Here is a 21,927-nt window from a genome sequence, read left to right as displayed (position 1 = left end):
GGGATATAGCTCTTTTTTCCTATACTATAATATACTATTTATTTCACTTCTTTTCACATATGATGTCAAATCTCTTTTCATCTCCCTATAAAATATTTTATAGGGAGATGAAAAGAAAAATGGGACGTAATGTCCCATTTTTCATCCTTTCGTACCTCCAGCAGTTAAACCAGAGATAAAGTATTTTTGTAGTGATAGGAATAAAATTGAAATTGGGATTGCAATCAATACTGAACCCGCTGCAAACGTTGTAAATTCATTACCAAATTTCTTCGCTACCATTTCATATAATCCAACTGCTAAAGTATAATTTTCTGGTGTGCGCAAAATAATACTCGCTAAAATGAAATCTGTAAATGGACCGATGAAAGTGAATAGCGCTACAACTGCTACGATTGGCTTTGCAAGTGGCATAATGATTTGCCAAAAAATACGGAAATGTCCTGCCCCATCCATACGAGCTGACTCATCCAATTCTTTCGGAATTGTATCAAAATATCCCTTCATAAGCCATGTATTCATTGGGATTGCCCCGCCTACATAAATTAAAATTAATGCAAGGTGCGTATCAATTAATCCTGTTAACTGCGCTAATACATATAGAGCGATTAACGCTGCAAAGTTTGGAATCATTTGCAGAATTAAAAATGATAATAAACCATTTTTTCTTCCTACAAAACGGTATCTTGAAAATGCATAAGCAGTAAAGCTAATTGCTAACACTGAGAAAATCATCGTTAAAACACTTACTTTTAATGTGTTTTTATACCATAGTAAATAATTACTATTCTCTAAATCTAATAACTTACGATAATGATCTAACGTTGCATTTTGTGGGATAATACTTGATCCAGATAAACTATCACCCGGATTAAACGATGAGCCAATAATCCATAATAATGGATAGAAAATGATGGCACACATTACGAAAATAACGAAATAACTTAATGAGAGACGTAACATCTTTTGTCTTTTAATATTCATTTACATCATATCCTCTTCTTGGAATGATTTTGTTCTCTTAAATTGCCATAACGCAACTGTAATAACGATTAACGATAATATCATTGTAAGAGCTGCTGCTTTCCCATACTGCGCTGAAGTCATCGTTAACTTATAAATCCATGAAATTAAAATATCCGTTCCACCTGCGTCTTGTCCAGCTACAGCAGGACCTCCGCCGTTAAATAGATAGATGATACTAAAGTTATTAAAGTTAAACGTATATTGCGTAATTAATATTGGTGCTGTTGCATATAGAACAAGTGGCAATGTAATTTTTCGAAACTGTTGCCAAGCTGTAGCTCCGTCTACTGTAGCAGCTTCATATAATTCTCCTGGAATCGATTGCAATATACCTGTCGTCATTGCAAAGACGAACGGGAATCCAAGCCACGTTTGAATCATAATTAAAGCTACCTTCGCCCAAAATGGATCTGTCATCCAAGCAATCTTTTCAATTCCGAATAAAGCCAATACTTGATTGTTAATTGCTCCAAATGTCTCATTAAACATACCAGAGAAAACAAGAATAGATACGAATGCTGGGACCGCCCACGGTAAAATGAAGATTGTTCGAATAATTGCCTTCCCTTTAATACCAGGCTGATTTACGATAATCGCTAAGAAAATACCAAGCGCAACTTGTAATGTCGTTGCAACGAATGTCCAAATGACAGTCCAAGAAAATACACTTAAAAACGTCTCTCTCCACATCGGTAATGTAAAGATATCAATAAAGTTTTTAAACCCTACCCAATCTACTAGTTTAGCTGGAGGAGAATGATATAAATCATAGTTCGTAAATCCAATTAAAATTACGAAGATGATTGGGAATACAACTACAAAGATAAGTAATAGAAAACCTGGTGAAACCATTAAATATGGAAAACCTTGATCTAGTAAATTACGGTATTGCTCTTTTACAGAGTTTAACGGTGTTCCTATATCACGTTTCTTCCCGTTTTGGTATGCATCATATAAATTAAACCCATATATTCCGAGGCCAAACACGATGACGATGAGTGCTAAGATTCCTTCTACTAATAGAAAGACAGAATGGTCACGTGGAACTTCTGTACCAAGCGTTACAATTCCCCATAATCCCATATTTAATAAATCAGCAAAGGCTACAATAAATGAACCTGTTAATACTAGAAAAATAAGACCTTTTACAAATTGTTTATTATACATTTGGCCCACGCCTGGAATGATAGATAACATGGTTGCCATTTTCCTATGCTTTGAACCATTTAAGCCGTTTGCTGGTTCCATAGATGTTTGCATGTTCCTTCCCCCTTTTTTCTGGGAGAGAATTCGTGCCCCTCATATTAGAGGCACGAATTTCACCTTATTTTTTCTTACTATGATTTGCCTCAATATTACCTTTAATTTGCTTCACTGCATTATCAAGCGCTGCTTTTGGTGCCTCTTTATCCGTAACAACTAATTGAAGCGCATCTCCAGCTGGTTTCCATACTTCTTGCATTTCTGGAATGTTCGGCATTGGAATCCCATTTTCAGATTGTGTCGCAACTGCTTTTGCAGCTTCATTATCTTTAATAATTGGATCTTCCATTACTGCTTTTACTGGAGGAATTTCTTTTGTTTTCTCAAATCGAATTTTTGCGTTTTCTTCATTCGTTACCCATTCAGTGAATTTTGTAGCTAAATCATTTTCTTTAGAGAAACTTGTTACATGCCATCCTTTAACCCCAACAAACGTTTTCATTGGTTGACCATTTGGTAATTTCGGCATTGGAGCAACCCCATAATCAATTCCGTTCTTTTCCATCGCTTGGAATGCCCATGGTCCATTCATAATAGATGCTGCTTTCCCTTCATTGAATAGTCCATCAGCAGCAGGTCCACCAGATTCACCGATAATACCTTTCGGGAATAACTTTTCTTTGTACCATTTTTGAAGGTATTCAGCACCTTGCACTGCTCCGCTATTATTTAATCCAACATCACTTGCATTTGGCTTTCCATCTTTTTCACCAAACACATAACCACCCATACCTGCCATGAATGCATTAGCAAAGTAGAAGTTATCTCCTAATGTTAAAAATCCGTACTTGCCATCCTTGGTAAATTCTTTTGAGAAGTTAAACAGCTCGTCCATCGTTTCTGGTGCTTTTGGCATTAATTTTTTATTGTAAATAAAGATTGGTGTCTCAATTGCTTTTGGTAAACCATATAATTTTCCGTTATATGTCTGTGCTTGTATTGATAAATCAGTAAATTTACTCTTTACAGCATCATCAGCTTTCACTTCAGAAAGTAAACCTTCTGTTACTGCGTTTCCGATTTGATCATGTGGTAATGTTACAACATCTGGTCCCGTCCCCGCTGGTCCATCAAGACGTAACTTCTTCACTTGATCCGTCATTTGCATTTCAACAACTTTTACTTTTACTTTATATTTTTCCTCAAAGCTTTTTACTGCTGGTTCTAAACCAACGCCTTTTTTATCATCTTCCCAAACAAGAAGATCATAGTCTTTCTTCGCTTTACTTTCCTCTTTTTTCCCCGAATCTTTCGGCCCACATGCAGATAACATACCAATTGATAATGCCGAAACCGTTAATAATGATAATGCTTTCTTCATCCCAAAAACCTCCCTAAATTGTATATGTACCTTAATAATTGAAAACGTTTGCATTGAATAGTTTAATAGAAGCGCAAACAATATCTCAATCTATGAAAACGTTTGCGCTATTTGTCTATCATTATACATTCTTTTATTCATTTTGCAAATATTAATTTAAAAATATTATTTACTATACTCTTTATATATTGACTTTATATGAAATGAATACTACTCTTATAAGCAATATTAAAGTTATGCAAAAAGCAATCGTTTGCAACATATACTTTATTATTATACTTAAGGGAACAATATGCATGGAGATAGTAAAGGGGGATTTTCTATATGCTTAAAGAAGCCATTTATCATAGGCCAAAAGATAATTATGCATACGCTTACGATGAAAAAACGATTCACATCCGAATACGTACTAAAAAAGACGATGTTCAAAGCGCCACTCTTATTTACGGTGATCCTTATGAATGGAAAGACGGGAAATGGATTACATCAAATACACCTATGAAAAAAACTGGTTCTACTACATTGTTTGATTATTGGTCCATTTCCATTGAGCCAAAATTTAAGCGCTTACGTTATGGATTCGAATTAAAAAACGATGCAGATACTCTAATTTATGCAGAGCGAGGATTTTTTTCTACCATTCCAAATGATGACGTTGGTAACTTTTTCTGTTTTCCATTTATTCATGCAAATGATGTATTCAAAGCGCCTTCCTGGATTAAAGATACTGTTTGGTATCAAATTTTCCCAGAACGATTTGCAAATGGAGATCGTGTACTAAATCCAGAAAACACCCTCCCTTGGGGCAGCACTGAACCAACTCCAACTAATTTTTTCGGAGGAGATTTTGCTGGTATTATCCAAAACCTTGATTACTTTGTTAATCTTGGAATTTCCGGAATATATTTCACACCTATTTTCAAAGCACATTCAAACCATAAGTATGACACAATCGACTACATGGAAATCGACCCACAATTTGGCACAAAAGAAACTTTCAAAGAACTCGTTCAGGCATGTCATACACACGGTATAAAAGTAATGCTCGATGCCGTATTTAATCATAGTGGATACTTTTTCGATAAATTTCAAGACGTACTAGAAAATAGTGAGCAGTCAGCATATAAAGAGTGGTTCCATATTCATGAGTTCCCAATTAGAACTGAGCCACTTCCGAATTATGATACTTTCGCGTTTACACCGTATATGCCTAAATTAAATACAGCACACCCGGATGTAAAAGAATACTTACTTGAAGTTGGGCGTTATTGGGTAAGAGAATTCAATATAGACGGTTGGCGCCTTGATGTGGCAAATGAAGTCGACCATAGCTTTTGGAGAGAATTCCGGAGTGAGATCAAGGCATTAAATCCTGAAGTATATATTTTAGGCGAAATTTGGCACGATGCACTTCCATGGCTACAAGGGGATCAATTTGATGCTGTAATGAGCTATCCTGTTACAAATGCTCTACTGTCTTACTTTGCTAACGATTCCATTAAAGCAAATGAATTTATGAAACAAATTACAGAATCTCTACATTCCTACTCTATGAATGTAAATGAAGCAGCATTTCATTTATTAGACAGTCATGATACACCGAGAATATTGACAACATGTAATGGAGATAAAAACAAGTTAAAGTTACTTTATATATTCCACCTTTCTTTCATCGGCTCTCCTTGTATTTATTATGGAGACGAAATTGGTATGGACGGCGGTATGGACCCAGATTGCCGCAAATGTATGATTTGGGACACGAAAGAACAAGACCATCTATTATTTACACATGTACAAACATTAATTTCATTACGAAAGCAATATAAAGCATTTGGCGGACATGGTATTTTCCAATTTATCGAAGCAAATGATGAACATAATTATATTTCTTATACGAAAACATATGAAGATGAAACTATCTTTTTCGTTTTAAATCCGACTGGTAGTGATATTACAACTTCACTACCTCTCCATGTCACCGGAAAGAAAATCATTAACATTTATACAGACGAAGAATTTTCAGCGGAAGCAAGTGTATTACAAGTTACACTTCCTCCATATGGATTCTCCATATTAAAATGGTAACCAAAAAATCCTTATACCGAAGTGGTATAAGGATTTTTCTTATTTCAATTTGAATACCATTGCTTCATACGGGCGTAATGGTATGCTTTCTACCGGTCCATTCTCTACATCGTAATTGTGTATTAATAACTCTAATTCACTATAAACAATGTCCTTAGGTAATTCAAATACACATTCATCCGCAGTAAAGTTTGCAATAACAAGAAGTTTTTCTTCTCCATATGTTCTTACGTATGCAAAAATAGAAGGACTATTCTCTAATATTAAATCATATGATCCATACACAACTATTTCATTATTTTTGCGTAGCTCAATTAATTTCTTATAGTAATAAAAAATTGAATCTTCGTCTTGGAGTGCTTGTTTCACATTAATCTCTTTATAGTTAGGATTTACAGTAATCCAAGGTTCACTTGTTGTAAATCCAGCGTGTTTCTGATCATCCCACTGCATCGGAGTTCTAGCATTATCACGACCCTTTATATAAATAGATTCCATTACTTTTTCTATATCTTCACCATGGTCTATCACTTTTTCTTTATACATATTTAATGTTTCAATATCTCGATATTCATCAATTGATTCGAATCGAACGTTCGTCATTCCAATTTCTTCTCCTTGATAAATATATGGCGTTCCCTTCATCATATGTAGAACTGTCGCTAACATTTTTGCTGATTCAGTACGATAGATTCCATCATTACCAAAACGAGATACAACGCGAGGCTGATCATGGTTATTCCAATACAGACTATTCCATCCTGCATGCTCTAATGCTTTTTGCCACTTCGTTAAATTCTCTTTTAAAGTAAGGAGTGAACATGGTTTTACATCCCACTTTCCGCCTTCTCCTGAATCTAAATCCATATGTTCAAATTGGAATACCATCTGCAGTTCTTTTCGTTCTTCCCCGGTATACAATTTCGCTTCTTCTGTCGTTACACCAGGCATTTCACCCACCGTCATAATATCATAATGAGACAATACTTCTTCATTCATTTCATGTAAGTATTTATGAATGTTTGGACCGTTCATAAAATGCTTATGACCTGAAACATACCCCTCTTCTTCTGTTTCAACAGCAGGTAACCCCTCTTCTTTAGAAATAAAATTAATAACATCCATGCGGAAGCCATCAATTCCTTTTTCTAACCAAAACTTCATCATTTCATAAACATCTTGTCTTACCTTTTCATTATCCCAATTTAAATCTGGCTGTTTTTTAGAAAACAGATGTAAATAATATTCATCTGTCATTTCATCATACTGCCATGCTGATCCACTAAAGGCTGCTCCCCAGTTATTCGGCTCTTTTCCTTCTTTTCCAGGGCGCCATATATAGTAATCTCTATATTTATTATCTTTTGATTTACGTGATTCAATAAACCAATTATGTTCATCAGAAGTATGATTAACAACTAAGTCCATCATAAGTTTCATATTACGTTCATGCATTTCATGTAATAGCTTATCCCAATCGTCCATTGTTCCGAACTCATTCATAATTTTACAATAATCACTTATATCATAACCATTATCGTCATTTGGAGATTCATAGACTGGCGATAACCAAATTACATCAATCCCTAATTCTTTTAAGTAATCTAACTTTGAAATAATACCGCGAAGATCACCAATACCATCACCGTTGCTATCCATAAAGCTACGAGGATAAATTTGATATACTACACTTTCTTTCCACCACTGTTTTTCCATTATGCTACCCCATTTCATTAATAATTCGATTTTCTCTTTTTAAGGCGCAAACGTTTTCATTAATGAATGATAACAGATTCTATCTTAATTTAAAATAGCGCTTACAACTTTTATTCTTATTTTTCTAAGAAAACATAAGAAATTTACTAATATTCTTCTAATGTATGAAAACGTTTTATTTTTTTGTTTATTTTTTGAATCTATTAGTTTATAATGAACTCAAAGAAAACGTTTGCATAATTATTTCTAGGAGGAAATACCATGGCAGAACTGAAATTAGAAAACATTTATAAAATATATGATAATAACGTAACAGCTGTAACAGACTTCAATTTACACATTCAAGATAAAGAGTTTATCGTATTTGTCGGTCCTTCTGGATGCGGAAAATCTACAACATTACGAATGGTAGCTGGACTTGAAGATATTTCAAAAGGAGAGTTTTCAATTGATGGTAAGCTAATGAATGATGTCCCTCCAAAAGATCGCGATATCGCAATGGTCTTCCAAAACTATGCTCTATATCCACATATGAGTGTGTATGATAATATGGCGTTTGGATTAAAACTTAGAAAAATACCAAAAGATGAAATCGATCGTCGTGTGAAAGATGCAGCAAAAATTTTAGGACTGGAACAATATTTAGATAGAAAACCGAAAGCGTTATCGGGTGGACAACGTCAACGTGTTGCGTTAGGTAGAGCAATTGTTCGAGACGCGAAAGTGTTCTTAATGGATGAGCCATTATCAAACTTAGATGCAAAACTCCGTGTTGCAATGCGATCAGAAATTTCTAAGTTACACCACCGCCTTGGAACGACAACAATTTATGTAACGCATGATCAAACTGAAGCAATGACAATGGCTTCTCGACTTGTTGTTATGAAAGACGGAAAGATTCAGCAAATCGGTACTCCAAAAGAAGTATATGAAACACCTGAAAACATTTTCGTTGGTGGATTTATCGGCTCTCCAGCGATGAATTTCTTCCGTGGTAAATTAACTGAAACCGATTTCGTTATAGACAATGTAATAAAAATCAAAGTAACTGAAGGAAAAATGAAACTATTACGTGAACAAGGCTATGTAAATAAGGACATCGTTTTAGGTATTCGTCCTGAGGACATTCATGATGAACTATTATTTTTAGAAGCTTCACAATCTACTGTTTTCACAACAAAAATCGAAGTTGCTGAATTATTAGGTGCTGAATCTATTTTATATATGAAACTTGGAGACCAAGACTTTGCAGCACGTGTTGATGCAAGACATACATTTTCACCTGGTGACCAAATTAAACTAGCATTCGATATGAATAAAGCACATTTCTTTGATAGTCAAACTGAACAACGTATTCGTTAAAAAATAATTTCCTTCTACAATAACACACAAAAAAACCGTCCACATTTATACTGAGGGCGGTTTTCATTATTATACTAGGGCTTCAACTGTATGAAATGATTGTCCTTTCGTGCTAATAATGCCGAATATCGGTAAATCACTTAGCACCACTTCTTCTTGCTGTTTCATAAAAGATGACGTTAATTGTTTTATCTCTATCCATACGTCATTAATACAAAGTACATTGGAATCGTTCTCTTGTTGGCGTGAAAAAATAGAATCTATTTTATATAGACCAGCATTTTGAAAAAGCATATCAATACGGCTGAATGCATCCAAAGTAATACTGATAACGCGTTGCCAATCTCCTTGCTTTCCCATATCATAGGATACAAAAAGTGCTTCTCCGCCTAGATTCGTAATTTCCTCCACTGTTGCTTGTCCACTTTCTTGATCAATGTCCGTCACAATTACTTTTGCGCCTTGTTTAGCCAACAAAAGAGCTGTATTACGTCCAATACCGATGCCGCCGCCAGTTACGATGGCAACTTTTCCTGCAAGCTTCATTTTCATTACCCCTTCTATAAGTCTTACCGTCATTCAGTATACTCCTTTATGAGATTAGTCTGCAAGCAAGAAAAGTTGCGCATCCACTTGTAAGCGGTTACTCTTTTACTCCTTCTTTTTTCTTACTATTACGCTGATCGAAAACTAAACCGATGAAAATTAAAATCCCCCAAAAGATTACGCTACCTCCAGTCATTTCGATTTCCCCCTTATTATATAAAGATATTATTTCAATTATTATAACATTTTCTTAATTTTCAATCTATTAAATTCAAAAATGATATGGATTAACTTTTTCCTTATTATATATCAATTAAAATATATTTGTATAATAAAGAAAGACCTTCTTATTTTATATATAAAAAGGTCTCTTTTTTGTTATACAAGACTTATTACTTTCGTTTTTGTAATTAAATCCTGAAAACCACAATTATCTTTGCGGAATAACATCATATATACGTTACATAATATCGGAATTCCAAGTAGTAATATGTTTGGTAATAACAATACAAAAAATCGTATTGTTAATGTTTGTAATGTTAACTTTTCACTCTTCAATGAAATTAATTTTATTCTCGTTACCTTTTTACCAAGTGTAACACCGTTCCAAATAAAGGGTAGCAAAATAAAATATATCGCCATTAATATAAAAACTACTGCAAGATCATATCTATAATCACCAAAACTAATATTAAAGCGATTAAAAATAGCACTATAATTTCCGGTCATAATAGCTACTACTGCACCATACATAACCGAGATTAAAAACATGTCAATTAGGGAAGCACCTATGCGATTCATTACAAGCGCTGGACGATGCATCTTTAACTTCATTTTTATGTCGACTCCTTCATATCCTTCTTTACCCGTCTCATCGTACCACTTCTAAAAAACATTGTAAACTAGCGTTTCTCTTACTTTTCTTGTACAATGTGTTACAACAGCATTGTAAAGGAGGTTCCCATATTGAAAAAATGGATAATCCTATTCGTCGCATTCCTATTAGCCGGTTGTGCTGGAAATACAAATCATATAACTTATACGATTAACGATGAATACGAACTCATACGTACTTCTGGAAATGCATTTGAACTTTTCCCATCACAAGATGCTGTATATGCCACACAATACATTCCTGCAAAAATTACAGACATTGCTTGGGATGATAAATACATTATTGCAAAACAAACCGAGGAAAAGTCAGATCCGAATAACCCTGACGCTGCAATTGCAAATAAAAAAAGTGAGCATTATTGGATTATTGACGTAAAGCATAATAAACGTTTCGGCCCCTATAATGAAAAGCAATTTAATGAACAAAAAGATGCGTTTAAAATTAAGGTACCTTTTCAAAATGTAGATTCATACATAAAAGAACAGAAAAAACAGTCAGCATAACATTTTAAGTGCTGACTGTTTTTTCTTACATGTTTTTAAAAACATCTTACTCAGAAAGTGAGATGTTAAAAGTTTCTGGCTCTTTTACAACATCTTGTGTTTCTGTATCTCCTGCCACTGCACCATCTGTTGTAAACTTAATATCCTTTACCTTTTCTTTTCCATCATCAAGTATTAAACCGACAATACCATCTCTTGTTTCACCAGGCTTATAGTCTTCTCTTGATACATTTTTCGTACCAACTAGCGTATCCTCATCATATAAAAAGTTTTGAGTCGCTACTTTAAAATGTTGCTTATCGTTAATCGCAACATCATTCATAGAGAAAAATTGCATATTTTTATTCCCGCTATTTTCCACCTTATATGTAATTTCAACGTAACGAATCGTATCACTAATCTCTGTTCCACTTAGCGATGCATATAATTCTGCATCTTCTTGACTTACTTTATCTCCTAATCTACGCTTTACTTCTTCAGGAGTTAATGCCGTATATACTTTTAATGTATTTTTTGCCTTTTCACTCATCTGTGATAAAGAGATTACTTTCACCTCTTGTACATGAATTTTCATTGGTGCTACTTCAAATGTTTGATTTACAGAATGAATCTGCTCTAACTTAAAAGTACCCCATCCTGTTTCTTTCACTTTTTGTCCTACTTTTTTCAGCTCACGCCCACCATATTCTTTCGTCTCAGGAATAGATTCTTTCTTCTTCGGTTCAACTTTCTTTTCTTCTTGATGGAAGCAACCACTTAACATAAGAAGAAAACTACATAAAACAAAAATACTTTTCCATGCTTTCATCATTTAATTTCTCCTAACACTATCATTCATTAATATAAAATTAGTCCCTAGCCTTGTAAACTATAGAAACAATAAGAAGTCCACAAAACGAACTTGTCAGTCCAGATACTATTATACCCCCTATTTGGAAAATATGAAAATAGGGATTTACGAACGCGTGAACGATAAATGTAATAGTTGCCACAATGATTGCCGAAATCCAATACTTCCTTTTTTCTGAAGCTATAATAATATCTTTCCCTGTTTCATCTTTATACTTCCATAGTACGTATACTAGTAATAATAAACCAACACATGTACTCCCGTGTTGCATATATTTATACACTGGAATACTATGTAATTCTCTTTGTAAAAATGGTATTTTCATAACGAAGTAGCCCATGTTATGAGTAAACGCATCCCAAACGACATGCGTAAGCATACCAAATAAAGCGGAATAGCAAAATACAAAGAAATCCTTCCATGTATGAAGCCCCCACCTTTTATCTACTGCATATATATAGTAGCCAGCAAATGGTTTAGGTAAATGCGTTATAAACGGCTTTTTTAAAATGTAATGATATATGTATGTTAACAAAAATACGAGCGGTAAATTTAAATATACGAACCCAAGCCATGTATGGCCAATAACACCATACGGTCTAAAGTGTAAAAAATATTCAAAGTCAGGCGCCATACTCCCTAATATAAGAGCCGTTACTGAAATATATTGAGAATGCTTTTTCGCAAAAGGAAGAATTGCTGCTGGATGTGCAAATGTAAACGGCATGTTGTAACTCCTCTTCATATTTTCAATAGAATACCATCTATCATAACGAGAGAATTGATCTTGATGCAATATTTATTTTCACATTGGAATATGATAGTTTACATGTTATAATCCACATAAAATATTCAGAAAATAAGGCGTTGCATATTCTTAACACTTGTCTTTTTTCCTGTTCCGTTTATCTTCTATGTAAGTACATACATCGGCTTTTTTCTATGGAAGCATTTTAAAGTAGTAGTATACATTCCGGACTTAGTCGGTTTCATTATTACCCTTGTATTTGTTGCTTTGTTACAATCAAAATCCGTTATGAATTGAGGTTTTTATATTGATTGACGTACCCTTTTTAAGAAATGTCACATTAAAAAAAGAAAATATCCCTAGTTTCTCCGCATATCCTTACTGTTTACCCGCTATCCGAACATTACAGTCACTAGCTTTCCATCCAAATGTAACATTCATTATTGGAGAAAACGGAACGGGTAAGTCAACATTACTCGAAGCAATTGCAATCGCTTTAGGATTTAATGCAGAAGGTGGAACGAGGAATTTCCGCTTTAGCACGAACGATTCACATTCATCTTTACATGAATACCTTCGAATTTCCAAAAGTTTCAATACACCAAACGACGGTTTCTTTCTTCGCGCTGAATCATTTTATAACGTTGCTTCTTATATTGATGAAATAGACGCTATAAAATCTTATGGCGGTGTTTCACTGCACGAGCAATCCCATGGTGAGTCATTCTTCTCCTTATTTATGAATCGTTTTTCAGGACAAAGTTTATATATTTTAGATGAGCCTGAGGCAGCTTTGTCACCGATGAGACAACTTTCCATGCTCATTCGAATGCACGAATTAGCGGAACAAGGTTCACAATTTGTTATCGCGACTCACTCGCCTATTTTAATGGCTTATCCTGAATCCACTATATATTCTTTAACACAAGAAGGGATTCACGAATCCACATTAGAAGAAACAGAGCATTACCAAACGACGAAACTTTTCTTTGAAAATCGCGATCGATTATTCCATCATTTATTTGATTCTTAAAAAAAAAAGAAGCAGCGATTGCTGCTTCTTTTTTATAGTGCTTCTATAAATAATGCTACCCCAATACCGCCGCCGACGCATAGAGAGGCAATTCCTTTTTCTAACCCGCGTCTCTTCAATTCATGAATTAAACTTACAGTGATACGAGCTCCTGTACAACCGATTGGGTGCCCAAGTCCTACACCACTACCGTTTACATTTACTTTCTCACGGTCTAAACCTAATTCTTTCTCTACAGCTAGGTATTGTGCAGCGAAAGCTTCATTAATTTCAAGTAAATCTGCATCTTCTAATGACCAATCTACTTTTTCTAATCCTTTACGAATTGCTGGTGCTGGTCCAATACCCATAATTTTTGGATCTACTCCAGCTACTGAATAGCCAACAATTCTAGCTAACGGTTGTAAGCCTTTTTCTTTCGCTTTTTCTTCGCTCATTAATACTAGAACCGCACTTCCGTCATTCAGACCAGATGCATTCCCTGCCGTTACAGATCCATCTTTACGGAAAGCTGGTTTTAACCCTGCTAATTTTTCCGCTGTAATGTCAGCACGTGGATGTTCATCCTTCGAAAATACTACTTCTTTTCTACGTTCTTTTATCGTAATAGGAACAATTTGATCGTCAAAGTATCCAGACTCGATTGCCTGCAGTGCCAATGTATGACTGCGAAGCGCAACTTCATCTTGTTCCTCTCTTGTAATTTCATATTGGTCAACCAAGTTTTCCGCTGTCTCCCCCATCATAATATGATGAATCGGATCTTCTAACACTTCCCACACCGTATCACGAATTTCTCCGTGCTGTAGACGTTGTCCCCAGCGGTGCTGTTTCAATGCATAAGGGCTTGAACTCATTGCTTCTACTCCACCTGCAATAACAACATCACTTACACCTAATTGAATTTGCATTGCAGCTGACATAATTGCTTGCATACCTGAAGAACATTGGCGTTGGATTGTATAACCCGTAACTGTGTCAGGAAATCCTGCCGCTAATGCAGCCGTTCTCGCCGTATTTGCTTCATCAGTTCTTTGAATACAATGACCTAAAATCACTTCATCAACTTCATGTGGTTCTACCCCGCCTCGTTTTACAGCTTCCTGAAGTACAGGAACCGCTAATTCTACTGGCGTTACATTTTTTAGCGCTCCTCCAAAAGTTCCAATTGGCGAACGAACTGCAGCTGTAATAACAACATTATGCATTTTGCACTTGCCCCTCTCTTATGTACCCTAGTCAGTTTTTAGGTGAAATTCCATAAGATGTATGTCTACAACTATCATACTATAAACATACTAAAAAATCAAAATATTTAATATAATAAAAATAGAAGGAATTACCCTTCTATTCTGTTAATGCATATAGGAATTTTTGTAAAATTTTCTCAGTTGTTTTATTCAAATTCGGTAACTTATCTACTGGAAAATATTGAAGCTGTAATCCTTCATGATCAAGTTTAACTTCCCCACTCACATGATGCCCCTGATACAGATGAATGACATTAAAAATTTCATCTCCATTTGGATATTGGAAGTACACTTCTTTTCCCGAAAGAACCCCGATAAATTGCATAATTTTCGCATTTAGTCCCGTCTCTTCAAATAGTTCTCTGCGAGCAGTTTCTTCTGTCGTTTCCCCTAACTCCATCGCCCCGCCAGGTACACCCCAATCATATGTATCTGAACGATATTGAAGCAATACTTCTTGATTATCATTTAAGATAATAATTGCTGACCCTACTAGAATAAGTGGCCTTGTACCAACGACTTTACGTAACTCTTCAATATACCCCAATATGTAAACTCTCCTTTCCTCACCCTCCCTTATCATAACAAAATTTTTCTCCTTTTGTTGATGTAATTTTAAAGAAAAAAAGGAAGCTTCCGCCTCCTTTTTTTACCTTTATTTCTTAAAACTTTCATATTTTACAGCTTCAAAAGCTTCTTCTATTTCATCATTACGATAATGGACATATGTAAAACGACCTAATTCTACTAATCTTGCTATTTCCTGTAAAACTTTATGCTGCTCATACGTTTCTTTCAGCTTAATATGTACATAAAACTTCATTAAAGGATGTTCATATAAAGGTTCTCCCACCTCTACATATACATCTTCAACCCCTTGTACAACTCTTACATAACTTGCAAATTGATAAAGTGCTTCTCTGTCTGAAACGATTTTTAATGTATACATATATTCTCCCCCTTTCCTTTACTATATCAAAAAGACAGCCACACCATGTTATAGAACTATGAAAATTTTTCGACTTGTCATCTATATATTCATGTAATAAAAAAGGCGTTTATCCATACATAGCACCTTTTTTCCACATATATTATAGGAAGAATTTTTTCAGTTGAGGTGTTCCTTATGGATCCATACGTCAATATATGTATTTGCATTACTCCAGGCGCCGATATTTCTGATGATCGTATTGCAAAAGATTTAGCTGTTGCAGAATCAATTTGGCACCCCATTACATTTCAAATTCAAGAAGTAATTGTTTTAAATGAGCTTTTCCGTTTTTCTGACCGTGAAATTAGTTATAAAAATTCTATTCAAAGTCAGGAAAAATTAGCATCCTTTTTCCAAACATGTGTAAATGAAGCTCCTGAATGCGACCTTTACATTTGTTATATTGGCAGTGATTATTTTAAAGAAACAGCAGTAATTGCCTGTGCTTACTCTTTAGCAAAACAGCAGCAACTTACAGGGTATATCGTTTTAACAAACTCGGCTGCTCCCATAAAAAATATATATACGCTCGCTCACGAAATCGGTCATATTTTATTTACAAGACGTGTTCACGGAAAACTTACTCACGCTGATCCTCATTCCCCAATTGGTTCGGAGCACCATCCTTCTCCAACAAATCTTATGTATCCGATAGTCCCGCGCCCAGAAAATGTTCATATTCAGTCTCTATTAACGAACGAACAAAAAGCACTCTCTTTACAAAGCTCTTTATTGCAAAGAAAAAAACAGTAACGACATTGTTACTGTTTAAAACAATATATTCCAATCAATAAACTAAATTCCGGCTGCAACGGATGCAAATATACAACTAAACATAAATACAATTACTCTAAAAATCTCTATATAATATTTCTTTGGAAATAATTTTTTTGCATATCCAGAGCAGCCACTTTTTATTGAACTTCTAGTTTACACTTTTTCTCTCTTCAATTCTTAAAGACCATCTCATCAATCCATATATACTTCCATACATAAGTAATATCTTTGCAATTCCCCAAAATACATTTTTTCCTTCTAATTCTTTAAATATAAACATAATCGCTAAAGGAACAATTAGCACTAAAACACCCATCCAACCAAGAACGTACACTTCTCCAACGAAAAGTAATAAAAAGATACTTGCTGCTAATATATATGTTTGTATTGTCGACAATTGCAAAATAGGTACACCGTACCATTTATCAATAAACATCAATAATACTAATAATAAGATGGGAACCATTACTATTACGTAAATAATCCCGAACTCTACAAACTTATTTTTAAAAGAAGACATTCTAAATGCAACAATTGTTCCAATAATTGTAATGATTAAGACGATAGGATAGCCGATTAACTGTATATTTGTTAGTGTGAATTGCTGATTCGGATTATTAAATAAAATATGAGTTAATATCCAATACCCACCAATACCAATTATCATCGCAAGAATACTCTTTATACTCCCGCCTTTATCCTTCTCCATCTCTTTCGCTAATTCTTCCGCATACTCTTTTGGCGAATCACCAAATATATCACTTACCGTCTTTCCCTCTTTTTCGCCTTCTATTAAATGAAGTTCTGCATCTTCTATAAAAGCGTCCACATCTTCTTCTTTAATTCCTTTTGTTATTAAATACACTTTCGTATCGATTAAAAACTTTTCTCCTTCTTTAGAAATCTGCATGATAACCCCTCCCTTATTTAACCGCTTCTCTTCTATTTGTCTTCATCATAATTTCAAAGAAAATTAAAATAAACAAACTTCCGTATAAACATATAATTTGAAATAATATTGGAACGAGGTCTTCTGATGTAAATGTTTTAAACACTAACATAATCGAAAGCGGAATGATTAAATATAAGTTTTTAAACCATCCTTCAAAATACATATTTATCGCCACTGTGATAATAAAAATCCCACCAGCTAATATATAACTTTGCATTTCGGTGAATGTAAACATTTTGGTAGGATATATTACATCTAATATCGTAACAACTCCTATTAAAAACATTGGCGCAATCATGACTAAAAACCACATAGAAAACCATGTTTTTGTAAAGCTTGTTACGAAGGTCATTTTACGAAGTAGAAAATTAGGCCCCATTACAGCTACGATCAATGTAAAGCTATAGCCAATGCACTGAATAAGTGAAATCTGTAGAATTCCGTTATTCACTATTAAGATAGAAGCAATAATCCAAAAAGATACGATATTCATTACTGTAAAACCAATTTGCTTCCACGTTTCCTGTCTATCTTTTTCCATCACTTTTACAAGTTCATTTGCATATTCTTTCGGTGAGCTTCCGAAAATATCTTCTACTCTTTTCCCATCACTTTCACCTTCTATTAAATGAAGTTCTGCGTCTTCGATAAAGCTCTCAATGTCGCTTTCTTTCACACCCTTTGCAGTCAAAAATAATCTCATATCTAATAAAAACTTCCGTGCTTCATTTGATAACATTATTTTCTTCTCCCCTTCCCTTCAAGTAGACGTTCCACACTACTTTGCATCGCTTCCCAGCGATCCATAAATTCATCAAGTGCTTCCTCACCTTTTTCTGTTAATGTATAATATTTTCGCTTAGGACCAGATGGAGATTCCTTCATTACACTTGTTATTAATCCTTCCTTTTGCATCCGTATTAATAACGGATAAATACTTCCTTCACTTGCCATGGTAAAGCCATACTTCGCTAGCTTTTCACTCATTTCATAACCGTATATTTCACCTTCAGAAATAATAGCAAGTAAACATCCTTCTAAAATCCCTTTCAGCATTTGACTTGTCGACATAATTCAAATCCTCCTACTATCTTGTTTTACAAGATAGATAAGCGTAAGTATCTTGCTTTACAAAATAGTATAGCAGAGACTATTTTGCAAAACAAGATAGCTAACAATATTTTTCCAAATGTTTGCAGGAATTTTATTATACCCTCTCTAAATAGAGCAATATGAAAACTTTATTATGAAGGGATGTTTTTCATCATGGTTACAAATCGAGTTGTTTTTCTAACAGGCGCTGCAAGTGGTATTGGTTATGAAATGGGAAACGCTTTTGCAAAAGAAGGTGCAAAAGTTGTTATTACCGATCGTCTTGAAGAACGTGCAAAAGAAGCTGCTGAACAATTACAAAAAGAAGGCTATCAAGCTATCGGTTTAAAATGTGATGTTACATCTGAAGAAGAAGTTACAGCTGCCATTTCTCAAACAGTTACTCATTTTGGTTCATTACATATATTAATTAATAACGCAGGAATGCAACACGTTTCACCGATTGAAGATTTTCCAACCGAAAAGTTCGAACTACTTATTAAAATTATGCAAATCGCTCCTTTTATCGCAATTAAGCATGTCTTCCCAATCATGAAAAAACAAAAGTATGGCCGAATTATTAATGTCGCTTCCATTAATGGCCTCGTTGGATTTGCAGGAAAATCCGCCTACAATAGTGCCAAACATGGCGTAATTGGATTAACAAAAGTTGCTGCTTTAGAAGGCGCTACGCATGGTATTACTGTAAATGCCCTTTGTCCTGGTTATGTCGATACCCCTCTCGTCCGTAACCAACTACAAGACTTAGCCACGACTCGAAATGTACCACTTGAAAATGTTTTAGAAGAAGTCATTTATCCACTTGTGCCACAAAAACGCTTATTACAAGTACAAGAAATTGCTGATTATGCGATGTTTTTAGCGAGTGAAAAAGCGAAAGGTATAACCGGGCAAGCCGTTGTTATCGATGGTGGTTATACTGCTCAATAAAAATAAAGTTTGCTCACGAAGAGCAAACTTTATTTTTTATCCCGTGGATCGTCATACTGTAGTAATTGCCGCGGCAACTTTTCTATTGCAACAATTACCCCATCTAATTTACTTTCAATCCGATGGAGTAAATATAATGTTACAACAATTGGAAACCCTACATTACCTATCATCTTAATCCACTCTTCCATCTTTTTCGCCTCCTTTCATTATATAAATAAGAGAAACGAACACATTTAGGCATAAAAAAACAAGCTATTATGTATTAGCTTGTTTTTTCAAACAATGATGCAATTTCTTGCTTATAATTTCCACGTATAATACCTTTCTCAGTAACGATACCTGTAATTAATTCATTCGGTGTTACGTCAAATGCAGGATTATAAACATCAGTTCCAATTGGTGCCACTTGTTTGCCAAAAATTTTCGTAACTTCTGTCTCGTCTCTTTCTTCAATAACAATTTCAGATCCTATTTGTTTCGTAATATCAAATGTAGATAACGGAGCTGCAACGTAAAATGGGATATCAAAATACTTTGCTAATATAGCTAAATTCATTGTTCCGATTTTATTTGCTGTATCTCCATTTGCAACAATTCGGTCCGCACCCACAATAATCGCATTTATTTCTTTCATTTGAATAGCATGAGCTGCCGTATTATCTGTAATAAGTGTTACATCAATATCTGCCTGTTTTAATTCCCAAGTTGTTAAACGTCCGCCTTGTAAAACTGGTCTTGTTTCACACGCATACGCATGTAAACGTATACCTTTTTCTTTCCCAATATAAAACGGTGCTAATGCAGTACCATATTTAGCAGTTGCGATACTGCCAGCGTTACAAATTGTTAAAATGTTATCACCGTCTTTAAAACATGTTAAGGCATGTTCTCCAATACTCCGGCATACCGCTTCATCTTCTTGCTGAATGAGAAGCGCTTCTTCTTCTAATATTTTTTGTGCTTCTTTTATTGTAGTAATGTCTCGAATAGATTCTCTCATACGATCAATTGCCCAAAATAAATTGACTGCTGTCGGGCGTGACGTTCCTAAATAATTACAATCTCTATTAAACTTCTTTTGAAATTCTTCAATATGTAAAGTAGTATATTTTTTTGATGCAAGCGCCAAGCCAAATGCAGCTACAATTCCAATTGCAGGTGCTCCTCGTACTTCTAGCATGACAATGCTTTTCCATACCTCTTCAATCGTCGTTAATGTTTTATATTCTGTGCTATGCGGCAACTTTGTTTGATTTAATATTGCAATAGCATCCCCTTTCCAACTGACAGACCTCGGAATAGTAAAAATTGTACTCATGCTTTTATCCCTCCAGAAACCGTCTGTTGAAATAGTGTTCGGAACAGTTGAATATCAGCACTCTTAGATTCATACTTTATTAGTTCTTTACCTAAGGATAGCGCTTGTTTCTTAGCTTGAATTCTCGCTTCTTTATTTGCTATTTCATCTAAATCTGCTACATGAGCTAAGCCAATTGTTCTACGAATTATTTCACATCCCGCAAATCCGACAGCATCCGTAAAAATATTTTGCAAAATAATTGGTAGCCATTGCTTTTCTTTCGTATATACCTCTACACCTTCTCCAATCCATAACCTCGTAAAAGTTTCTACAAAATAACTCCACGTCTTCTCTATATGGAAAAATAGTACCCTTCTCTGTTCTTCTTCTCTAGATAAAGCATTCAATAATAGATTTGCAATAAATTGACCGATGTCAAACCCAAATGGACCGTACGTTGCAAATTCTGGATCAATTACTTTCGTTTCAGAAGGTGATGAAAAAATACTTCCAGTATGTAAATCTCCATGAATGAGTGCCTCTTTTCTCGTTAAAAATTTATATTTATACTGAGCCACTTTTAGTTTGACCGTTTTATCACTCCATAGTTCATCTACAGCTAGCTGCAAATCTGGCTCATAATCATTTGTATCATAATGGCCAAACGGATCTGTAAACACTAAATCTTCTGTAATTTTGCAAAGGTCTGAGTTTACAAATGTACCTTCTAGTACCCTTTTCTCTTCTGACTCTAACCCGAAATCTGAAGTATAAAATAAAACATGCGCTAGAAAACGACCGATATGTTGGGATAAAAGTGGATAATCTTCTCCATCTATTAATCCTTTTCTTGTAATTGTTAGTCTTGATAAGTCTTCTATTACTGTTACTGCTAACTCTTCATCATGACTGTGCACTACTGGAACATAATCCGGTACATACTTCGCAAAAATTTGTAATGCCTTGCTTTCAATCGTCGCTCTTTTTATAGATAACGGCCAGCTCTCACCAACTACTTTTGCGTATGGCAGTGCCTGTTTTATTATAATAGACTTCTCTCCATCATCTAATTTGAACACGTAATTTAAATTTCCATCTCCAATTTCATGACAAACAACATTTGCTTTCTTTTCAAAATAACCGTGTTCTTTCGCATATTGTATAGCTGTTGTTTCAGTTAATGAATAATATCCCATCGTCTTCTCCCCCTTTTTTAAATTCAGAGGTTTTTCTGACGTAGAAAAACCTCTTTCCACTAAGAAA

General features: G+C 34.6%; 24 protein-coding genes and 1 pseudogene. 6 read left to right on the top strand and 19 right to left on the bottom strand.

Annotation, left to right across the window (positions count from 1 at the left end):
• Window positions 1–141: 141 nt before the first annotated feature.
• From malD to V7S50_RS01775, 3 genes are all read right to left on the bottom strand, one after another.
• Window positions 142–984: a maltosaccharide ABC transporter permease MalD gene (gene malD / locus V7S50_RS01785; RefSeq protein ID WP_336375962.1), complete on the bottom strand. Its 843-nt coding sequence runs from the start codon at window positions 982–984 to the stop codon at window positions 142–144.
• Window positions 985–2,286 (bottom strand): maltosaccharide ABC transporter permease MalC, encoded by a 1,302-nt coding sequence (gene malC, locus V7S50_RS01780; protein WP_063223124.1) that lies wholly within the window; start codon window positions 2,284–2,286, stop codon window positions 985–987.
• Window positions 2,287–2,350: 64 nt separating this feature from the next.
• Entirely contained in the window at window positions 2,351–3,610 is a 1,260-nt protein-coding gene (locus tag V7S50_RS01775; protein WP_063223123.1) for an extracellular solute-binding protein, read from the bottom strand.
• A 324-nt stretch (window positions 3,611–3,934) separates the two neighbouring features.
• Here V7S50_RS01775 and V7S50_RS01770 point away from each other — a divergent pair, with 324 nt between their 5' ends.
• Entirely contained in the window at window positions 3,935–5,695 is a 1,761-nt protein-coding gene (locus V7S50_RS01770) for an alpha-glycosidase (RefSeq protein WP_242252079.1), read from the top strand.
• 39 nt (window positions 5,696–5,734) lie between these two features.
• Here the strand turns inward: V7S50_RS01770 and malL are convergent, their stop codons facing one another.
• Window positions 5,735–7,411 carry an oligo-1,6-glucosidase gene (malL, locus tag V7S50_RS01765; RefSeq protein ID WP_199677476.1) on the bottom strand — a complete coding sequence of 559 codons (1,677 nt, stop codon included), beginning with the start codon at window positions 7,409–7,411 and terminating at the stop codon, window positions 5,735–5,737.
• A gap of 261 nt (window positions 7,412–7,672) precedes the next feature.
• Between malL and V7S50_RS01760 the strand changes: the two genes are divergently transcribed.
• The gene (locus V7S50_RS01760; RefSeq protein ID WP_063223120.1) at window positions 7,673–8,773 is read left to right on the top strand and encodes an ABC transporter ATP-binding protein; all 1,101 of its coding nucleotides are present in this window, start codon (window positions 7,673–7,675) and stop codon (window positions 8,771–8,773) included.
• A 69-nt stretch (window positions 8,774–8,842) separates the two neighbouring features.
• Here V7S50_RS01760 and V7S50_RS01755 read toward each other — a convergent pair whose 3' ends face one another.
• The 3 genes from V7S50_RS01755 to V7S50_RS01745 all read right to left on the bottom strand — a co-directional run bounded on the left by V7S50_RS01755 (window position 8,843) and on the right by V7S50_RS01745 (window position 10,153).
• The gene (locus tag V7S50_RS01755) at window positions 8,843–9,352 is read right to left on the bottom strand and encodes an SDR family NAD(P)-dependent oxidoreductase (protein WP_242252080.1); all 510 of its coding nucleotides are present in this window, start codon (window positions 9,350–9,352) and stop codon (window positions 8,843–8,845) included.
• A 64-nt stretch (window positions 9,353–9,416) separates the two neighbouring features.
• Window positions 9,417–9,515, bottom strand: a complete 99-nt coding sequence (locus V7S50_RS01750; RefSeq protein WP_097950693.1) for a flagellar motor protein — start codon at window positions 9,513–9,515, stop codon at window positions 9,417–9,419.
• A gap of 182 nt (window positions 9,516–9,697) precedes the next feature.
• Window positions 9,698–10,153, bottom strand: a complete 456-nt coding sequence (locus V7S50_RS01745) for an RDD family protein (RefSeq protein ID WP_063223117.1) — start codon at window positions 10,151–10,153, stop codon at window positions 9,698–9,700.
• Between the two features lie 132 nt (window positions 10,154–10,285).
• Between V7S50_RS01745 and V7S50_RS01740 the strand changes: the two genes are divergently transcribed.
• Window positions 10,286–10,717 (top strand): DUF3997 domain-containing protein, encoded by a 432-nt coding sequence (locus tag V7S50_RS01740; RefSeq protein ID WP_063223116.1) that lies wholly within the window; start codon window positions 10,286–10,288, stop codon window positions 10,715–10,717.
• Window positions 10,718–10,763: 46 nt separating this feature from the next.
• Here the strand turns inward: V7S50_RS01740 and V7S50_RS01735 are convergent, their stop codons facing one another.
• Complete coding sequence (locus tag V7S50_RS01735) at window positions 10,764–11,528, bottom strand: hypothetical protein (protein ID WP_063223115.1); 765 nt, start codon at window positions 11,526–11,528, stop codon at window positions 10,764–10,766.
• Window positions 11,529–11,565: 37 nt separating this feature from the next.
• Window positions 11,566–12,294, bottom strand: coding sequence for a DUF4184 family protein (locus tag V7S50_RS01730; protein WP_242252081.1), 729 nt, complete (start codon window positions 12,292–12,294; stop codon window positions 11,566–11,568).
• 328 nt (window positions 12,295–12,622) lie between these two features.
• Here V7S50_RS01730 and V7S50_RS01725 point away from each other — a divergent pair, with 328 nt between their 5' ends.
• Window positions 12,623–13,348, top strand: a complete 726-nt coding sequence (locus tag V7S50_RS01725; protein ID WP_242252082.1) for an AAA family ATPase — start codon at window positions 12,623–12,625, stop codon at window positions 13,346–13,348.
• 32 nt (window positions 13,349–13,380) lie between these two features.
• Here V7S50_RS01725 and V7S50_RS01720 read toward each other — a convergent pair whose 3' ends face one another.
• The 3 genes from V7S50_RS01720 to V7S50_RS01710 all read right to left on the bottom strand — a co-directional run bounded on the left by V7S50_RS01720 (window position 13,381) and on the right by V7S50_RS01710 (window position 15,547).
• Window positions 13,381–14,556, bottom strand: coding sequence for an acetyl-CoA C-acetyltransferase (locus tag V7S50_RS01720; RefSeq protein WP_063223112.1), 1,176 nt, complete (start codon window positions 14,554–14,556; stop codon window positions 13,381–13,383).
• Window positions 14,557–14,695: 139 nt separating this feature from the next.
• Window positions 14,696–15,145: an NUDIX hydrolase gene (locus V7S50_RS01715; protein WP_063223111.1), complete on the bottom strand. Its 450-nt coding sequence runs from the start codon at window positions 15,143–15,145 to the stop codon at window positions 14,696–14,698.
• A gap of 108 nt (window positions 15,146–15,253) precedes the next feature.
• The gene (locus tag V7S50_RS01710) at window positions 15,254–15,547 is read right to left on the bottom strand and encodes a DUF3928 family protein (RefSeq protein ID WP_000288331.1); all 294 of its coding nucleotides are present in this window, start codon (window positions 15,545–15,547) and stop codon (window positions 15,254–15,256) included.
• A gap of 177 nt (window positions 15,548–15,724) precedes the next feature.
• Here V7S50_RS01710 and V7S50_RS01705 point away from each other — a divergent pair, with 177 nt between their 5' ends.
• On the top strand, window positions 15,725–16,342 hold the full coding sequence (locus tag V7S50_RS01705; RefSeq protein WP_063223110.1) for an ImmA/IrrE family metallo-endopeptidase: 618 nt from the start codon (window positions 15,725–15,727) through the stop codon (window positions 16,340–16,342).
• Window positions 16,343–16,384: 42 nt separating this feature from the next.
• On the opposite strand, the pseudogene V7S50_RS01700 reads toward V7S50_RS01705, so the two are convergent.
• From V7S50_RS01700 to V7S50_RS01685, 4 genes and pseudogenes are all read right to left on the bottom strand, one after another.
• Window positions 16,385–16,502, bottom strand: a pseudogene (locus V7S50_RS01700) (DNA-binding protein); the annotation flags it as partial.
• A gap of 12 nt (window positions 16,503–16,514) precedes the next feature.
• The gene (locus tag V7S50_RS01695; protein WP_242252083.1) at window positions 16,515–17,276 is read right to left on the bottom strand and encodes a DUF1129 domain-containing protein; all 762 of its coding nucleotides are present in this window, start codon (window positions 17,274–17,276) and stop codon (window positions 16,515–16,517) included.
• A gap of 13 nt (window positions 17,277–17,289) precedes the next feature.
• The gene (locus V7S50_RS01690; protein WP_242252085.1) at window positions 17,290–18,057 is read right to left on the bottom strand and encodes a DUF1129 domain-containing protein; all 768 of its coding nucleotides are present in this window, start codon (window positions 18,055–18,057) and stop codon (window positions 17,290–17,292) included.
• Window positions 18,057–18,389 carry a PadR family transcriptional regulator gene (locus V7S50_RS01685; protein WP_000107977.1) on the bottom strand — a complete coding sequence of 111 codons (333 nt, stop codon included), beginning with the start codon at window positions 18,387–18,389 and terminating at the stop codon, window positions 18,057–18,059. Before V7S50_RS01685 ends, V7S50_RS01690 begins: the two co-directional genes overlap by 1 nt.
• Before the next feature lie 195 nt (window positions 18,390–18,584).
• On the opposite strand from V7S50_RS01685, the gene V7S50_RS01680 reads away from it, so the two are divergent.
• On the top strand, window positions 18,585–19,361 hold the full coding sequence (locus tag V7S50_RS01680; protein WP_242252087.1) for a 3-hydroxybutyrate dehydrogenase: 777 nt from the start codon (window positions 18,585–18,587) through the stop codon (window positions 19,359–19,361).
• Between the two features lie 29 nt (window positions 19,362–19,390).
• Here V7S50_RS01680 and V7S50_RS01675 read toward each other — a convergent pair whose 3' ends face one another.
• The 3 genes from V7S50_RS01675 to mtnK form a co-directional block, all read right to left on the bottom strand.
• Entirely contained in the window at window positions 19,391–19,552 is a 162-nt protein-coding gene (locus tag V7S50_RS01675; RefSeq protein ID WP_000393331.1) for a YvrJ family protein, read from the bottom strand.
• 74 nt (window positions 19,553–19,626) lie between these two features.
• Entirely contained in the window at window positions 19,627–20,682 is a 1,056-nt protein-coding gene (gene mtnA / locus V7S50_RS01670; protein WP_336375963.1) for an S-methyl-5-thioribose-1-phosphate isomerase, read from the bottom strand.
• Entirely contained in the window at window positions 20,679–21,860 is a 1,182-nt protein-coding gene (gene mtnK / locus V7S50_RS01665) for an S-methyl-5-thioribose kinase (RefSeq protein ID WP_336375964.1), read from the bottom strand. Before mtnK ends, mtnA begins: the two co-directional genes overlap by 4 nt.
• Between the last annotated feature and the right edge of the window lie 67 nt (window positions 21,861–21,927).

The organism is Bacillus sp. CCNWLW194 (genome assembly GCF_037120585.1).
Taxonomy (GTDB): Bacteria; Bacillota; Bacilli; order Bacillales; family Bacillaceae_G; genus Bacillus_A; species Bacillus_A basilensis.
The sequence above is the reverse complement of the archived record's forward strand: the minus strand, read 5'-3'. Positions and strand labels throughout refer to the sequence as shown.

Coding starts and splice junctions, on each gene's coding strand:
- V7S50_RS01695 (WP_242252083.1), bottom strand. CDS start 17,276: ATGCAGATTTCTAAAGAAGGAGAAAAGTTTTTAATCGATACGAAAGTG.
- V7S50_RS01675 (WP_000393331.1), bottom strand. CDS start 19,552: ATGGAAGAGTGGATTAAGATGATAGGTAATGTAGGGTTTCCAATTGTT.
- mtnA (WP_336375963.1), bottom strand. CDS start 20,682: ATGAGTACAATTTTTACTATTCCGAGGTCTGTCAGTTGGAAAGGGGAT.
- V7S50_RS01760 (WP_063223120.1), top strand. CDS start 7,673: ATGGCAGAACTGAAATTAGAAAACATTTATAAAATATATGATAATAAC.
- V7S50_RS01680 (WP_242252087.1), top strand. CDS start 18,585: ATGGTTACAAATCGAGTTGTTTTTCTAACAGGCGCTGCAAGTGGTATT.
- V7S50_RS01705 (WP_063223110.1), top strand. CDS start 15,725: ATGGATCCATACGTCAATATATGTATTTGCATTACTCCAGGCGCCGAT.
- V7S50_RS01755 (WP_242252080.1), bottom strand. CDS start 9,352: ATGACGGTAAGACTTATAGAAGGGGTAATGAAAATGAAGCTTGCAGGA.
- V7S50_RS01775 (WP_063223123.1), bottom strand. CDS start 3,610: ATGAAGAAAGCATTATCATTATTAACGGTTTCGGCATTATCAATTGGT.
- V7S50_RS01735 (WP_063223115.1), bottom strand. CDS start 11,528: ATGATGAAAGCATGGAAAAGTATTTTTGTTTTATGTAGTTTTCTTCTT.
- V7S50_RS01770 (WP_242252079.1), top strand. CDS start 3,935: ATGCTTAAAGAAGCCATTTATCATAGGCCAAAAGATAATTATGCATAC.
- V7S50_RS01710 (WP_000288331.1), bottom strand. CDS start 15,547: ATGTATACATTAAAAATCGTTTCAGACAGAGAAGCACTTTATCAATTT.
- malD (WP_336375962.1), bottom strand. CDS start 984: ATGAATATTAAAAGACAAAAGATGTTACGTCTCTCATTAAGTTATTTC.
- mtnK (WP_336375964.1), bottom strand. CDS start 21,860: ATGGGATATTATTCATTAACTGAAACAACAGCTATACAATATGCGAAA.
- V7S50_RS01720 (WP_063223112.1), bottom strand. CDS start 14,556: ATGCATAATGTTGTTATTACAGCTGCAGTTCGTTCGCCAATTGGAACT.
- V7S50_RS01730 (WP_242252081.1), bottom strand. CDS start 12,294: ATGCCGTTTACATTTGCACATCCAGCAGCAATTCTTCCTTTTGCGAAA.
- V7S50_RS01745 (WP_063223117.1), bottom strand. CDS start 10,153: ATGAAGTTAAAGATGCATCGTCCAGCGCTTGTAATGAATCGCATAGGT.
- malL (WP_199677476.1), bottom strand. CDS start 7,411: ATGGAAAAACAGTGGTGGAAAGAAAGTGTAGTATATCAAATTTATCCT.
- V7S50_RS01750 (WP_097950693.1), bottom strand. CDS start 9,515: ATGACTGGAGGTAGCGTAATCTTTTGGGGGATTTTAATTTTCATCGGT.
- malC (WP_063223124.1), bottom strand. CDS start 2,286: ATGCAAACATCTATGGAACCAGCAAACGGCTTAAATGGTTCAAAGCAT.
- V7S50_RS01690 (WP_242252085.1), bottom strand. CDS start 18,057: ATGTTATCAAATGAAGCACGGAAGTTTTTATTAGATATGAGATTATTT.
- V7S50_RS01685 (WP_000107977.1), bottom strand. CDS start 18,389: ATGTCGACAAGTCAAATGCTGAAAGGGATTTTAGAAGGATGTTTACTT.